Consider the following 13,556-nt stretch of genomic DNA (forward strand, 5'->3'; position numbering starts at 1 on the left):
ATCGCAGCCACCCTCAACCAGCGACCCCGACCCACCCTCGACCTAGAGACCCCAGCACAACGCATGGCCCACTTGCTAGCCTCAGCAGCCTGAGTCCACGTTGCTTAGACCGATTGACCTTCCCGACCTCTCGGCCTGCACAAGTGACTTCTCGGCCTGCAGAGGTGACGCCTCGGCGAGGGGTGGGTGGGGTCAGCCGGCGCAGGCCCCGGTGTCTACGGCCGAGGTCTGGGAGCGAGCCTCGCGGGCGATGTCGATGACCTGGTCCGTGGTCAGGGCATAGCCGGTCTCGGAGTCGGTGACCGAGGCGGCGAAGACGACGCCGACGACGTCACCCTCGGAGTCGACGATGGGGCCACCGGAGTTGCCGGGGCGGATGAGGCTGCGTACGGAGTAGACGTCTCGGATGACGGTGCCGACGCCGTAGATGTCGGGCGAGCGGAGGCGCTGCTCGGCGCGGATGCGGCCGGGCTGTACGTCGAAGGGACCGTCCTGCGGATAGCCCAGGACGGCGATCGGATCCTCGGCGGCTGCAGTGCGGTCGAAGTCGAGGCGCTTGATGTTGCCGCCGCCCTCGAACTTCAGTACCGCGATGTCGATCTCGGGGTCGTAGTGGACGACCTTCGCGTCGTTGGCACCGTCGCCGACGATCACGTTGGGGTCGTCGACACCGGCGACGACGTGGGCGTTGGTCATCAGATAGCCGCGCCCGATCACGAACCCGGTTCCCTCGACGCCCTTGCCGCACTCGTTGGCGCCTCGGACCTTGAGGACCGACTCACCGGCACGCGCGACATCGGGGTCGGTGAGCATGCGCCGCGGTCCGGGGCCGACCTCGACGATCCGCTCCCGGGCGAACGGCTCCAGATAACGTGGGAAGAACGAGGTGCCGACGACGTCGTTGAACGCCCGCAACGCGCGGTCGGCGGGCGAGGGCATGATCGAGTCGACCTTGGCCAGGATCGCCGAGCCCCGCACTGCCGGGGTCAGCCCGTTGATCTGCGCGCCGGAGACCGCCACCCCGAGGGCCCAGGCGACGACGAGCACGGCTGCCGCACTCAGGAGGGCCCCGCCGAGAGCATCGACGATCCTCGCTGGTTGCCAGGTGATCTCGTCCCGTACGCGTACGCCGCCGTACTGCAGGATCGCCTGACCGATCGACGCACACGCGATCACGACGAACAGGGCGCCGAGCGAGACCCACAACGACGGAGCGGCGCTGCCCAGCACCTTGGGCGCGAGCCAGATGCCGATGAAGCCACCGAGCAACAGACCACCGGTCGCGAAGGCACCGGTGATGAAGCCTTGCCAATAACCCGACAGCGCATAGGCCCCGACGAGGATGATCAGGATCCAGTCAAGAAAGTTCACTGCTGATTCCGTTCGCGTCCCTGCAGCATGTATTCGGGCAACTCCTTGATAGGGGCGTCCGGAATCTCCGTGATCCACCCGAGATAGGTGAAGAAGCGGTTGATGATTCCACCTGTGAAGCCCCAGAGGATGACATCCTTCGCCGGTCCGATCAAGAAGGCGGGCATCAGCCAGCCGAGGCGGCCCGGGGCGCCCACCTGGATCCGGTGAGCCGGGTCGGTCAGATCCGACAGCGGCACCCGGTAGACGGCGTGCACCTCCTCCTCCGAACGCGCCGAAACCGCCGACGGCCGGCGCCACCACGCGATGATCGGCACCACCGCATGATTGGAGAAGGGAATCCACAGAGCCGGGAGCCGGCCGGCTACGTCGACGCCGGCCGGGTCGAGGCCGGTCTCCTCCCAGGCCTCGCGCAACGCGGCCTCCTCAGCAGTCTCACCCGGATCGAGCCGACCGCCCGGGAAGGACACCTGGCCGGGGTGGGATCTCATGGTGTGCGAGCGCTCGGTCAGCAGCAGGTCGGGCCCGTGGGGCCCCTCGCCGAAGAGCATGAGTACGGCCGACTCACGCGCGCTCCCGTCGGCCGGCGGCAGGAACTGTGAGATGTCCTCACCCTGGATCCGGTGCGCCGCCCCGACGATCTGGTCGAACCATTCCGGCCGCGAACCCACCGCGCCGTCCGCAGTCACAGCGTGATCCCCAGCTTCTTCTCCACGAGCTCCTTCACCTGCGTGGCGCTGGTCATGCCACCCATCTGCAGGAGCTCCACCTCGCCGGAGGATGACAGGACGTACGTCGCCGGCACCGCTCGCGCCGTGAGCGGCCCGCCCTGCAGGTCACCACCGGGATCCGCGTACATCGGGAAGGTGACCCCGCGCGAGATCGCCTCCTCGAGCGCGACGCCGGGCACGGTGTCCATGACGTCGATACCGATCACCGGGACCTGGTCGCCATAGGTCTCATGGAAGCTCTGCAACGCGGGCATCTCCTCCTTGCAGGGAGCACAGAAGCCCTGGAAGAGATTGATCACCATCGGCCCCTCGAACGAGGCGAGGTCTGCCGACTCGCCACCGCCGAGGCACGCCAGCTCGATCTTCGGCAGGCCGCCATCGCTGGCGGAACCGGGGCGGCACGGCTCCACTTCGGAGGCCTTCTTGGCCGCGACCATCTTCTCGGTCGCGACATCGACCTTGGAAGAAGGCGGTCCGGCTCCGAGCGGTGCGCCGGCCTGGCCGCCCTCTTTGGGGGACTCTGAACCACAACCGGCCAGGACGGCCAGCAGCAGAGCGGCCGCCGCCGCGACAACACCGCGAACCATCAGTTGCGGCCCTCCGCGCGGACGAGCTTGGCCGCGGCGACGGGATCCGTGGGCCCCTCACCGTACGCAGGGCACAGCGTCGCCATCGGGCAGGCACCGCACGCCGGCTTCTGAGCGTGACAGATCCGCCGCCCGTGCCAGATCACGTGGTGCGAGAGCATCGTCCAGTCCCGCTTCTCGAACAGCGCACCGACCTCGTGCTCGATCTTCACCGGGTCCTTCTCCGCCGTCCACCCGAAACGACGCGAGAGCCGCCCGAAGTGGGTGTCGACGGTGATCCCCGGCTTGCCGAAAGCGTTCCCGAGAACCACGTTGGCGGTCTTGCGGCCGACGCCGGGGAGCTTCACCAGCTGCTCCAGCCGGGAGGGCACCTCGCCGTCGTACTCCTCGACGAGCACCGCGCTCAGCTTCAGCAGGGACTCGGTCTTGGCCCGGAAGAAGCCCAGCGGCCCGACGAGCTGCTCCAGATGCTCGCGCGGCGCCGCCGCCATCTCCTTCGCGGACGGGTAGGCAGCGAACAGCGCCGGCGAGGCCGCGTTGACCCGCTTGTCCGTCGTCTGCGCGCTCAGCACCGTCACGACGAGGCACTCGAACGGGTTGGTGAAGTCGAGCTCCGCCTTCGCCTCGGGGTAGGTCTCACCGAGGATGCGGTCGATCCGACGGGCACGACGCACCAGACCCAGGCGCGTCTCAGTCGCAAACTTCTGGGCAGGCACGCAGCAAGGCTACGCGGCCGCACCGACAATCCAGATCCGGCCTACCACAGACCCCGGCCGACACGTGCAGTTTCTCTGCTTATCGGTGGGGGATGTGCACTTGTGAGACGTTACACAGATAGGATTCCGGGTGTAATGCCCGCGGACGTGGGGAAATCCAGGAGGAATGGCCGCAATGGACAACGACGTACTCCGTCAGGCACCGCTCTTCAGCGCACTCGATGACGAGTCGATGACGGCCCTGCACGCCTCGATGGCAGAGTCGAAGCTCCGCCGCGGAGAGGTGCTCTTTCACGAGGGCGACTCCGGCGACAAGCTGTACGTGGTTGTCGACGGCAAGGTGAAGCTCGGCCGCACCTCTTCCGACGGTCGCGAGAACCTGCTCGCCATCATGGGCCCCGGCCAGATGTTCGGTGAGCTCTCGCTCTTCGACCCGGGCCCGCGCTCGGCCACCGTCACCGCGGTCACCGACTCCGCCTTCGCGTCCCTGTCTCACGAGGACCTCCTCAAGTGGCTCGAGGGCCGCCCGGTCGTCGCCCGCGGCCTGCTCGCCCAGCTCGCCGGCCGCCTCCGCAAGGCCAACGACGTCGTCGCCGACCTGGTCTTCTCCGACGTCCCCGGCCGTGTCGCGAAGGCTCTCCTCGACCTCGCCGACCGCTTCGGCCGCACCGCCGACGACGGCGTCCACGTCCACCACGACCTCACCCAGGAGGAGCTCGCCCAGCTGGTCGGCGCCTCCCGTGAGACGGTCAACAAGGCGCTCGCCGACTTCGCCAGCCGCGGCTGGCTCCGCCTCGAGCCCCGCTCCGTCGTCATCATCGATATTGAGCGAATGGCCCGCCGCGCCCGCTGATCTGGGCGCCCAGATTCGGGTTCAGCGTTCAGCGAGGTAGGCGAGCTGGGCGCGTACGGAGAGCTCGGCGGCACCCCAGAGGACCTGGTCGACGTCGGCGTACACGATCTCGACGATGGCCCGCGGATCCGCCGAGGCGGGGGTGGTCGCCAGCTGCGCGACGGCTGCCTCGACCTGACCCAGGCGCTCGCGGCGGTGGGCGATGTAGTAGTCCAGCGCGCTCAGCGCGTCGCCGATGACCGGGCCGTGACCAGGCCAGACGTTGCCCACGCCGTGCTCGGAGGCCAGCGCGTGGAGCCGGTCGAGGGAGTCGAGATAGGCGCCGAGCTCACCGTCAGGATGGGCCACGACAGTCGTCCCACGACCGAGCACGGTGTCCCCGGTCAGCACCGCCCCGTCGGCAGGCAGCCAGAACGACAGCGAGTCCGAGGTGTGCCCGGGAGTCCCGACGACCCGGATCTCCAGCCCGTCGACCTCGATGACGTCCCCGTCGCCGAGTCCCTCCGTCCCGAGCCGGTATTCAGGATCAAGAGCGCGTACGCCGGCCCCGACCCGCTCCGCGAAGGCCCGTGCGGCCTCGGAGTGGTCGTAGTGGTGGTGGGTCAGCAGCACCGTCACCACGTCACCGGCAGCCTCGGCCACGGCATCGAGGTGGCCCTCGTCCAGGGGACCCGGGTCGATGACGACCGACCGCTCCGATCCGGGCTCGCGCAGCACCCAGGTGTTGGTGCCGTCCAGCGACATGATCCCGGGGTTGGGCGCCAGGATGCATTGCCCACGCTCGCCGAAGACCCCACCTGACCAGGACTCGTTCATGAGCGTCCCCGTCCTGCCACGAGCGCCGCGTGCCGCGGCATCATCGACAGTGAGTGGCCGCCGTCGCGGTCGGTGACCTCCGGTGTGAACATCGTCAGCGTCCGTCCGGCAGCATCGGCCAGCACCTCGTCCTCCGAGCCGAGCGAGGCGACCTCGAGGCAGTTGAGATAGGTCGGCGGCATCATCGCCAGCTCGCCGGCCTCGACCTGGGCGGCGGCCTCCCCCGTCCCGAGCCAGAGCACCGACGAGGACTCGCTGGAGACGTCACGAGTCACCTGCCCCTCGGGCAGCCGGGCGACGAAGAACCAGGTCGCATACCGCTTCGGCTCGAAGACCGGCGTCGTCCAGGCGGCCCAAGGCGCCAACAGGTCGGTACGCAGCACCAACCCGCGCCGGGTCAGCAACTCGGTCAACGACACCGAGCGCGACTCCAGGGCGACCCGGTCCGCCTCCCAGTCCGCGCCGGACACGTCGTCGACGACGGCATCGCCCGACTCCCCGGCGAGCAGCACGCCACACTCCTCGAAGGTCTCCCGGACGGCCGCGGCGACCAGCGCCCGTGCGCGGGACTCATCGACCCCGAGCCGGCGCGCCCACTCGGCTGCCGACGGGCCGCTCCAGCAATCGTCGGGCAGCTCGGCGTCGCGTACGTCCACGCCGCCACCGGGGAAGACCGCCATCCCGGCGGCGAACCCCATCGTCATCTGCCGGCGGAGCAGATACACCTCCGGACCCGAGCCAGATCCCGAGCCAGATCCGGGCCGCAGCAGCAGCACAGTCGCCGCGTCGCGCGGCTCGGCCGGGGTGCGTACGCCCTCGGCGTACTCCCCGGCCAACGCCACGACGTCGTCACCAAGCCGGACAGGAGGTATCGGGATGCGCACGCTCGTCACTGTAGCGACGCTCGCGGGCGAGCCCTACCCCCGTCCGAGGCTCAGATCTCGACGATGATCTCCACCTCGACAGGGGCGTCGAGCGGCAGCACCGGCACTCCGACAGCCGAGCGCGCGTGCCGGCCGGCGTCACCGAAGACCTTGCCGAACAGCTCCGAGGCGCCGTTGGCTACACCCGGCTGACCGGTGAAGTCGGGGGTGGACGCGACGAAGCACAGCACCTTCACGACCCGCTTGACCTTCGCGAGGTCACCGATCTCGGCCTTGACCGCGGCCAGGGCGTTGAGCGCGCACTGCTGCGCTGCGGCATACCCGTCCTCGGCCGACACCTCGCCGCCGACCTTGCCGGCGGCAATGAGCGAGCCGTCCTTCATCGGGAGCTGGCCCGAGGTGTAGACGAGGTTGCCGGTGCGGAGGGCCGGGATGTAGGCCGCCACCGGCGGCACCACCTCCGGCACGCTCAGCCCGAGCTCGGCGAGGACCTCCTCAGGGGCACTCACTCCTGGACCGCCCGCTTGAAGAACCCGACGTAGTTGCCGGTGCCGTTGTCGAGGATGGAGACGAGCTCCCACCCGTCGGTGCCGAAATTGTTGAGGATCTGCGCCGCGGCGTGGTTGAGGATCGGCGCCACCTGGTACTCCCACTTGGTCATAGCCGCACCCTACTTCGCCATGGGTTCGAGCGGCCTTTTCGGATGACCCGGGAGCGACCTTCGACCTTCCAACCGACGGCCCGTCCCACTACCGTCGGGTCCGTGACTTCCACAGAGCAGCTGAAGACGTACGTCGACACCTGGTGGTCCGCCATCGGGGACCTCATCACGCTCCTGGAGGAGCTGCCCGAGCCCGACTGGGATCTCGCCACCGACCTCCCGGGATGGGACGTACGCGCGATCGCCTCCCATGTCGCTCACCTCGAGGGCCTGAGCGGCGGGGCGCCCCGCGAGGAGGCGGAGGTCCCCGAGTCCGACCACATCCGGTCGCCGATGGGCCAGTTCACCGAGATCGGCGTCCTGACCCGGCGCGACGCCCCACGCGCCGCCATCATCGACGAGATCCGCCGCTACAGCTCCGTACGCCACGACGAGCTGTTCGCCTCCCTCCCCGAGGACCCCGGCGCACCGGCGCCCGGCGTCTTCGGAGCGATCGGGTGGTCCAACGCCAAGCTGCTTCGCAACCGGCCGCTCGACCTCTGGCTGCACGAGCAGGACATCCGCCGCGCGACCGGCCGCCCGGGCAACCTCGACACCGCCGGCGCCCGCCACACCGCCGACTACCTCCTCGAAGGCGTCGGGTTCGTGCTCGCCAAGAAGGCCGGCGCCGACCCCGGCACGACGCTGCTCGTCGAGGTCGAGGGCCACACCCCGCGCTCCTTCGGGGTCACCCCCGACGGCAAGGGCGTCCCGCTGACCAATTCACTGGCCACCCCGGTCGAGGCCCCCACCGTCACCCTCTCCACCGACCGGGAGACGTACGTCCTCCTTGCCGGCGGCCGCTCCTCCGCCGACCCCGCCAGGGTGAAGATCGACGGCGACACCACGCTGGGCACCAAGATCGTCGAGAACCTCAACATCACCCCGTAGACCGGTTGTGAAGCTGAGAGTGGTCTATAGGCCACCCTCAGCTTCACAACCTGATGGGACTCGCTCCGCCCCAGCTGCAGACCCCGATAAAGTCGTGCCCATGAGCTCCGACTGGCCACACGTGCAGCTGCATGTGGTGACCGGCAAGGGCGGCACGGGCAAGTCGACGGTGGCTGCGTCCCTGGCGCTCGGGCTGGCCTCCCACGGGAAGAACGTCCTTCTCTGCGAGGTCGAGGGCCGCCAAGGGGTGGCGCGGATGTTCGACGTCGACCCGCTGCCGTACGCCGAGACCCGCATCGCGACCGGGCTGAGGATGCGGGCACGATCCGGTGCCGACGCCGGGCCCGGCAACGTCTACGCCCTGCACATCGCGCCCGAGGAGGCCCTCCTCGAATACCTCAAGATGTACTACAAGCTCGGTCCCGCGGGCCGCGCCCTGGACCGCTTCGGCGTCATCGAGTTCGCGACCACGATCGCCCCCGGCGTCAGGGACGTGCTCCTCACCGGCAAGCTCTTCGAGGCCGTCCAGCGCAACAGCCGCAACAAGGGCGCGAGGACGTACGACGCCGTGGTGCTCGACGCTCCCCCGACCGGCCGGATCACCAGCTTCCTGAACGTCTCCGAGTCGGTCGCGGGCCTGGCAAAGGTCGGGCCGATCAAGAACCAGGCCGACACGATGATGACCCTCTTCCGGAGCCGGAGGACCGCAGTCCACCTGGTCACGCTGCTGGAGGAGATGCCGGTGCAGGAGACCGCCGACGGCATCGCCGAACTGCGGGCCGCAGGACTCCCGGTCGGTGGCGTCATCGTCAACCAGATGCGCCCCCGCGACCTCCCCGACGACTCCCTCGCCCCTGCCCTCGCCGGCGAGCTCGACAGCGAGTTGATCACCGAGGACCTCAAGCGTGCCGGCGTCGAGCCCGACCCCGCCCTGGTCTCCACCCTGACCGACGAGGCGAAGGAGTACGCCGAGCGCCGATCGCTCGAGGACACCCAGCGTGGTCTCGTGGCCGACCTCGGGGTCCCGACCTACGAGCTCAACCGGCTCGCGGGCGGGATCGACATGGGTGGGCTCTACGAGCTCGCGGCCGACCTCAAGGACCAGGGGCTCGCATGAAGGCACATCCGCGGGTCGGGCCGCTGGCCGCGCACCGGGACGACACCCGGGCTCTCGAGGTCGACCGGCTGCTCGACGACCGAGACACCCACATCATCGTCTGCTGCGGCAGCGGCGGCGTGGGCAAGACGACCACGTCGGCGGCCCTCGCGCTGCGGGCGGCCGAGCGCGGCCGGAAGGTCGTCGTGCTCACCATCGACCCCGCCCGCCGGCTCGCGCAGGCGATGGGCATCGATCAGCTCGACAACACCCCGCGTCCCGTCCCGGACATCGCTCCGGGGCGCCTGGACGCGATGATGCTCGACATGAAGCGCACCTTCGACGAGGTGGTCGAGTCGCAGGCCAGCCCGGAGAAGGCCCAGCTGATCCTGAACAACCAGTTCTACATCGCGCTGAGCTCCAGCTTCGCGGGCACACAGGAATACATGGCGATGGAGAAGCTCGGCCAGCTCTACCGCGACGCGTTCGCCCGCGACGGCAGCGACGGCGACTACGACCTGATCGTCGTCGACACGCCCCCGAGCCGGAGCGCCCTCGACTTCCTCGACGCACCCGAGCGCCTCTCCAGCTTCCTCGACGGCCGCTTCATCCGGCTGATGCTGGCGCCGGCCAAGGGCCCGGTCAGGCTCATGTCGGCCGGGATCAACCTGGTCACCAACGCGCTCAAGAAGGTCCTCGGCGGGCAGATGCTCACCGACCTGCAGACCTTCGTGACCGCGCTCGACACCGTCTTCGGCGGCTTCCGGCAGCGGGCCCAGGAGACCTACGCGCTCCTCCAGGCCGACGAGACCGCGTTCCTCGTGATCGCCGCGCCCGAACCCGATGCGCTCCGAGAGGCGGCCTACTTCGTCGAGCGTCTCTCCGGTGACCGGATGCCGCTCCAGGGGTTGGTCGTCAACCGCGCCACCCTCCCCGACGACGTCTCGCTCACCGCCGCCGCGGCCGGAGCCGCCTCCGAGCGACTCCCCGACGCGCCGCTCACCGCGGGCCTGCTGCGGCTCCACGCCGACCGCGCGCTCCTCGTCGAACGCCAGGACCAGCTCCGCGAGCGCTTCGCCGTCGCCCACCCCCAGGTTCCGACCGCCGTCGTGCCGGCATTGCCCGGGGACGTACACGATCTCGACGGGCTCCGCGAGATCGGCCGGCTCCTGGCCGGAGCATGAGTCGAGCCAGGCCGTACGTCACGTACGTCCTGGCTCAACCGAAGATCTTCAGCGACTCACTCGGGTAGGGGACGAGTGGTCACTCGACAACGGCACGGGTGCGCGCGGCCTCGAGGACGGCGCGCCAGGATGCGTTGGGGCTCCGACGGAGCAGCGCACGACGCTCGCGCTCGGTCATCCCGCCCCAGACACCCCACTCGATCTGGTTGTCGAGGGCCTCGGCCAGGCACTCGGTGCGGACCACGCAGCCGGAGCAGACCATCTTGGCCTTGTTCTGCTCAGCTCCTCGGACGAACAGCTCGTCGGGCTCCTCATCGCGGCAAGCCGCCTGAAGTGACCATTCATCAACCCACATGTGTGCCATCCCTTCATCAGAGCGCTTCGCCCTCCCCAACGACGGCGTGGGCGCCCGTGCGGTCTAAAGGTTAAAGACCCGGGACCCGTGAGGGACACACCCTTCTGGCCCAAAGTACGTAGTCCGAAATGACTATGCCGGGCCACAAGACACCCGTTTGACCGCCCTGTCAGGCGTACGTCACGGATCGTGTGCTATTAACCGCGATCACCTACGATGACCAGCATGTCCTCGCCGTCGCTGCGCCCGCAGACCGTGCTCAAGCACCTAGCTGTCATGTGCGGGGTGGCTGCCGTCCTCGGTGTCGTCGCTGCCGGCCTCGCCATCCCGTTCGCCGGCGTGGCCGGGCTCGCGGCCAAACAGACCGCCGAGAAGATAGACACGCTGCCGAAGGCCTTCGAGGTCGACGACATGTCCCAGACGACGAAGATCGTCGATCGCAAGGGCAAGCTGATCACGACGCTCTACGACCAGAACCGGGTCAACCGTCCGCTCGACAAGATCTCGCCCAACATGTCGAAGGCGCTCCTGGCGATCGAGGACTACCGCTTCTACCAGCACGGCGCGATGGACCTGAAGGGCACGCTGCGTGCGCTGATCACCAACCAGGCCAGCGACTCCGTGCAGGGTGGTTCCTCGATCACCCAGCAGCTGGTGAAGACCACCCTGGTCTACTCGGCGAAGACCGAGGCCGAGCGCAAGGCGGCCATCGAGAAGTCGACGGCCCGCAAGATTCGTGAGCTGCGCTACGCGATCGCCCTGGAGGAGAAGTACTCCAAGGACTGGATCCTGGAGCGCTACCTCAACGCGGCCTACTTCGGCGATGGCGCCTACGGCGTCCAGGCGGCCGCCAAGCACTACTTCGACGTCGATGCCGCCGATCTCAACTGGCAGCAGTCGGCGATGCTGGCCGGGATGGTGAAGAACCCCACCGGCTACGACCCGACCAACTACCCCGACGCCACCATCGCCCGCCGCAACGTCGTCATCGACCGGATGGCCGCGCTCAAGGTGGTCCCGCGCGCCGAGGCCGAGGAGCTGAAGGACGCCGGCCTCGGGCTCGACGTGCAGAAGCAGCGCAACGGCTGCCTCGGCTCGTCCGCGGAGTTCTTCTGCGACTACGTGCTCAAGTGGCTGGTCAAGGATCCGGCCTTCGGCGAGACCGAGGCCGACCGGCTGGCGCTGATCAAGTCCGGCGGTCTGACCATCAAGACCACGCTCGACCAGCGGTTCCAGAACGCGGCCCAGGAGTCCGTCGAGGACCATGTCGACGCGACCGACCAGGCGATCGGCGCCCTGGCGATGGTCGAGCCCGGCAGCGGTCGGGTGCGTGCGCTGGCCCAGTCGCGCCCGATGGGTGACAACAAGAAGAAGGGTCAGTCCTACCTCAACTACCTGGTGCCGAAGGAGAAGGCGGGCGACTCCAACGGGTTCCAGGCCGGATCGACCTTCAAGGCGTTCACCCTCGCGGCGGCCATCGAGCAGGGCTTCCCGCTCAAGCAGCAGATGAACTCTCCCGAGGAGCTGACCCTCAACGAGTCCACCTTCGCGGGTTGCCCGGGCGACGGGAACCGGGTCGGCACCCACACGTTCCACAACTCCACGACCTCGGGCAGCAAGGACGCCTACACCGGCACCCGGGAGTCGGTGAACACCTTCTACGCCCAGCTCTTCCAGCTCACCGGGATGTGCACGCCCTACAAGCTGGCCCAGAAGATGGGCGTCAAGCTCACCGCCCCGTTCGGCGTGAGCTTCGAGGACGGTCATGCCTGCAAGCCGAGCGAGACCGGCTGCGGCGGCGCCGAGCGGGTGCCCACCTTCACCCTCGGTGTGGTCGACGTCAGCCCGCTCGAGATGGCCGAGGCGTACGCGACGTTCGGCGCTCGCGGCGAGCACTGCGACTCGGTGCCGGTCAACGAGATCCTCGACGCCAACGACAAGGTGATCAAGAAATACCAGCCGACCTGCAAGCAGGTGATGGCCAAGGGCACCGCCGACGCCGTCAACGACATCCTTCGCGGCGTGATGGAGCCCGGCGGGTTCGGTCAGAACCTGGCGCTGTCCGTGCCGAGCGCCGGCAAGACCGGCACCACGCAGGACAGCAAGGCGGTGTGGCTGATGGGCTACACGCCGCGGCTCGCCACGGCCGCCATGATCGCCGGCGCCAACTCGAAGGGCACGCCCCTCAAGCTCAGCGGTCAGGTCATCGGCGGCAGCTACATCGCCAGCGCGTCCGGATCGGGGTTCGCCGGCCCGATGTGGGGCGACGCGATGCAGGAGATCGACAAATACTTGAAGTGGCACGACTTCGAGGAGCCCGACCCGAGCGTCATCGCGGGTCACACGGTCGACGTACCCTGGGTCGGCGGCATGTCGGTCGAGAAGGCGACGAAGGTCCTGAGGAAGGCCGGCTTCCAGGTCCAGGTCGGCCCGGAGGCCTACTCCGAATACTCCGCCGGTGAGGTGGCCTTCACCAGCCCGTCCGACAAGGCGGCAGAGGGTTCGCCGATCACGATCTACACCTCGCTCGGACCGGAGCCGAAGCCCGACCCCAAGCCCGAAAAGAAGAAGAAGCCCGACAAGAAGAGGCCCGGCGGCGACGAGAAGCCGGCCGCCGCGGCCGAGGGGAACGACTTCGACTGGGACTTCGAGTGGCCGTCCGACTGATTCCGACCCATTCCTGAATGACTGTGGCCCCGCCGATCCGGCGGGGCCACAGTCGTCTCGAGCGCTTGTCAGGCGAGCTGCTTGCGCACCTCGGCGGCCACCGCACCGCCGTCCGCCTTGCCCTTGGTCTGCGGGGTCAGGATGCCCATGACCTTGCCCATGGCGCGCATGCCCTCACCGGCGGCACCGGTCTGCTCGACGGCCTTGCTGACCAGGTCGACGATCTCCTCGGCGCTGAGCTGCTCGGGGAGGTAGTCGGCGATCACGGCCGCCTCCGCGGTCTCCTTCTCGGCCTGCTCGGCGCGGCCGCCGTCGGCGAACGCGGTGGCCGCCTCGCGGCGCTTCTTCGCCTCACGGGTGAGGATGGTGGTGACCTCCTCGTCGGTGAGCTCCTTGGCCTCCTTGCCGGCGACCTCGGCCTCGCTGATCGAGGACAGGACCATCCGCAGCGTCCCGGCACGGTCCTTGTCACGGGCCTTCATCGCGGAGGTCAGGTCTGCGCGGATCTTGGCCTTGAGAGTGCTCATGTGAACCATTGTGGCAGGGTTGAGTCATGCGGCTCGCCTCAGTTATCGGCGCAACTCTCGGCACCGGGCTCGCCACGGGCGCGGCCATGACGACGTACGCCCTGTGGGAGGCCCGTCAGTACACTCTGCGCCACGTGGGACTGCCCGTGCTCCCCGAGGGCGCGGACCCGATGCGCGT

General features: G+C 68.9%; 15 protein-coding genes. 5 read left to right on the forward strand and 10 right to left on the reverse strand.

Features of this window, described 5'->3' with window-relative positions; all coding sequences use genetic code 11:
- Nucleotides 1-192: 192 nt before the first annotated feature.
- Genes ACRDPS_RS16140 through nth form a run of 4 tightly spaced genes read right to left on the reverse strand, consistent with a single transcriptional unit; the run spans nt 193 to nt 3,405 of the window.
- Nucleotides 193-1,371: a MarP family serine protease gene (locus tag ACRDPS_RS16140; RefSeq protein WP_431502673.1), complete on the reverse strand. Its 1,179-nt coding sequence runs from the start codon at nt 1,369-1,371 to the stop codon at nt 193-195.
- On the reverse strand, nt 1,368-2,060 hold the full coding sequence (locus ACRDPS_RS16145; protein ID WP_431502674.1) for an NUDIX hydrolase: 693 nt from the start codon (nt 2,058-2,060) through the stop codon (nt 1,368-1,370). The genes ACRDPS_RS16140 and ACRDPS_RS16145 overlap by 4 nt, the downstream gene beginning before the upstream one ends.
- Nucleotides 2,057-2,689, reverse strand: a complete 633-nt coding sequence (locus ACRDPS_RS16150) for a TlpA family protein disulfide reductase (RefSeq protein ID WP_431502675.1) — start codon at nt 2,687-2,689, stop codon at nt 2,057-2,059. Before ACRDPS_RS16150 ends, ACRDPS_RS16145 begins: the two co-directional genes overlap by 4 nt.
- Nucleotides 2,689-3,405: an endonuclease III gene (gene nth, locus ACRDPS_RS16155; protein WP_431502676.1), complete on the reverse strand. Its 717-nt coding sequence runs from the start codon at nt 3,403-3,405 to the stop codon at nt 2,689-2,691. Before nth ends, ACRDPS_RS16150 begins: the two co-directional genes overlap by 1 nt.
- Nucleotides 3,406-3,580: 175 nt before the next feature.
- Here nth and ACRDPS_RS16160 point away from each other — a divergent pair, with 175 nt between their 5' ends.
- On the forward strand, nt 3,581-4,258 hold the full coding sequence (locus ACRDPS_RS16160) for a Crp/Fnr family transcriptional regulator (RefSeq protein WP_431502687.1): 678 nt from the start codon (nt 3,581-3,583) through the stop codon (nt 4,256-4,258).
- 21 nt (nt 4,259-4,279) lie between these two features.
- On the opposite strand, the gene ACRDPS_RS16165 is transcribed toward ACRDPS_RS16160, so the two are convergent.
- Genes ACRDPS_RS16165 through ACRDPS_RS16180 form a run of 4 tightly spaced genes read right to left on the reverse strand, consistent with a single transcriptional unit; the run spans nt 4,280 to nt 6,619 of the window.
- Nucleotides 4,280-5,074 (reverse strand): MBL fold metallo-hydrolase, encoded by a 795-nt coding sequence (locus tag ACRDPS_RS16165; RefSeq protein WP_431502677.1) that lies wholly within the window; start codon nt 5,072-5,074, stop codon nt 4,280-4,282.
- Nucleotides 5,071-5,958 carry an NUDIX hydrolase gene (locus ACRDPS_RS16170; protein WP_431502678.1) on the reverse strand — a complete coding sequence of 296 codons (888 nt, stop codon included), beginning with the start codon at nt 5,956-5,958 and terminating at the stop codon, nt 5,071-5,073. Before ACRDPS_RS16170 ends, ACRDPS_RS16165 begins: the two co-directional genes overlap by 4 nt.
- 50 nt (nt 5,959-6,008) lie before the next feature.
- The gene (locus ACRDPS_RS16175; RefSeq protein WP_431502679.1) at nt 6,009-6,467 is read right to left on the reverse strand and encodes a RidA family protein; all 459 of its coding nucleotides are present in this window, start codon (nt 6,465-6,467) and stop codon (nt 6,009-6,011) included.
- Nucleotides 6,464-6,619 carry a hypothetical protein gene (locus ACRDPS_RS16180; RefSeq protein ID WP_431502680.1) on the reverse strand — a complete coding sequence of 52 codons (156 nt, stop codon included), beginning with the start codon at nt 6,617-6,619 and terminating at the stop codon, nt 6,464-6,466. The genes ACRDPS_RS16175 and ACRDPS_RS16180 overlap by 4 nt, the downstream gene beginning before the upstream one ends.
- A gap of 102 nt (nt 6,620-6,721) precedes the next feature.
- Here ACRDPS_RS16180 and ACRDPS_RS16185 point away from each other — a divergent pair, with 102 nt between their 5' ends.
- The 3 genes from ACRDPS_RS16185 (at nt 6,722) to ACRDPS_RS16195 (ending at nt 9,829) form a co-directional block, all read left to right on the forward strand.
- Nucleotides 6,722-7,549: a maleylpyruvate isomerase family mycothiol-dependent enzyme gene (locus tag ACRDPS_RS16185; protein WP_431502681.1), complete on the forward strand. Its 828-nt coding sequence runs from the start codon at nt 6,722-6,724 to the stop codon at nt 7,547-7,549.
- Between the two features lie 100 nt (nt 7,550-7,649).
- Nucleotides 7,650-8,666: an ArsA-related P-loop ATPase gene (locus ACRDPS_RS16190; RefSeq protein WP_431502682.1), complete on the forward strand. Its 1,017-nt coding sequence runs from the start codon at nt 7,650-7,652 to the stop codon at nt 8,664-8,666.
- Nucleotides 8,663-9,829 carry an ArsA family ATPase gene (locus ACRDPS_RS16195; RefSeq protein WP_431502683.1) on the forward strand — a complete coding sequence of 389 codons (1,167 nt, stop codon included), beginning with the start codon at nt 8,663-8,665 and terminating at the stop codon, nt 9,827-9,829. Before ACRDPS_RS16190 ends, ACRDPS_RS16195 begins: the two co-directional genes overlap by 4 nt.
- A 79-nt stretch (nt 9,830-9,908) precedes the next feature.
- Here the strand turns inward: ACRDPS_RS16195 and ACRDPS_RS16200 are convergent, their stop codons facing one another.
- Nucleotides 9,909-10,184 (reverse strand): WhiB family transcriptional regulator, encoded by a 276-nt coding sequence (locus tag ACRDPS_RS16200; protein ID WP_431502684.1) that lies wholly within the window; start codon nt 10,182-10,184, stop codon nt 9,909-9,911.
- Between the two features lie 225 nt (nt 10,185-10,409).
- Between ACRDPS_RS16200 and ACRDPS_RS16205 the strand changes: the two genes are divergently transcribed.
- Entirely contained in the window at nt 10,410-12,851 is a 2,442-nt protein-coding gene (locus tag ACRDPS_RS16205; protein ID WP_431502685.1) for a penicillin-binding protein, read from the forward strand.
- A 68-nt stretch (nt 12,852-12,919) separates the two neighbouring features.
- Here the strand turns inward: ACRDPS_RS16205 and ACRDPS_RS16210 are convergent, their stop codons facing one another.
- Complete coding sequence (locus ACRDPS_RS16210) at nt 12,920-13,378, reverse strand: GatB/YqeY domain-containing protein (protein ID WP_431502686.1); 459 nt, start codon at nt 13,376-13,378, stop codon at nt 12,920-12,922.
- Between the last annotated feature and the right edge of the window lie 178 nt (nt 13,379-13,556).

Origin of the sequence: Nocardioides sp. (assembly GCF_050699375.1) — a bacterium.
In the GTDB taxonomy this organism is placed as follows: Bacteria; Actinomycetota; Actinomycetes; order Propionibacteriales; family Nocardioidaceae; genus Nocardioides.

What these genes read in the sequence shown, in the direction of transcription:
- ACRDPS_RS16150 (WP_431502675.1), bottom strand. Translation starts at nt 2,689, where the DNA reads ATGGTTCGCGGTGTTGTCGCGGCGGCGGCCGCTCTGCTGCTGGCCGTC.
- ACRDPS_RS16160 (WP_431502687.1), top strand. Translation starts at nt 3,581, where the DNA reads ATGGACAACGACGTACTCCGTCAGGCACCGCTCTTCAGCGCACTCGAT.
- ACRDPS_RS16165 (WP_431502677.1), bottom strand. Translation starts at nt 5,074, where the DNA reads ATGAACGAGTCCTGGTCAGGTGGGGTCTTCGGCGAGCGTGGGCAATGC.
- ACRDPS_RS16180 (WP_431502680.1), bottom strand. Translation starts at nt 6,619, where the DNA reads ATGACCAAGTGGGAGTACCAGGTGGCGCCGATCCTCAACCACGCCGCG.
- ACRDPS_RS16190 (WP_431502682.1), top strand. Translation starts at nt 7,650, where the DNA reads ATGAGCTCCGACTGGCCACACGTGCAGCTGCATGTGGTGACCGGCAAG.
- ACRDPS_RS16195 (WP_431502683.1), top strand. Translation starts at nt 8,663, where the DNA reads ATGAAGGCACATCCGCGGGTCGGGCCGCTGGCCGCGCACCGGGACGAC.
- ACRDPS_RS16200 (WP_431502684.1), bottom strand. Translation starts at nt 10,184, where the DNA reads ATGTGGGTTGATGAATGGTCACTTCAGGCGGCTTGCCGCGATGAGGAG.
- ACRDPS_RS16205 (WP_431502685.1), top strand. Translation starts at nt 10,410, where the DNA reads ATGTCCTCGCCGTCGCTGCGCCCGCAGACCGTGCTCAAGCACCTAGCT.
- ACRDPS_RS16210 (WP_431502686.1), bottom strand. Translation starts at nt 13,378, where the DNA reads ATGAGCACTCTCAAGGCCAAGATCCGCGCAGACCTGACCTCCGCGATG.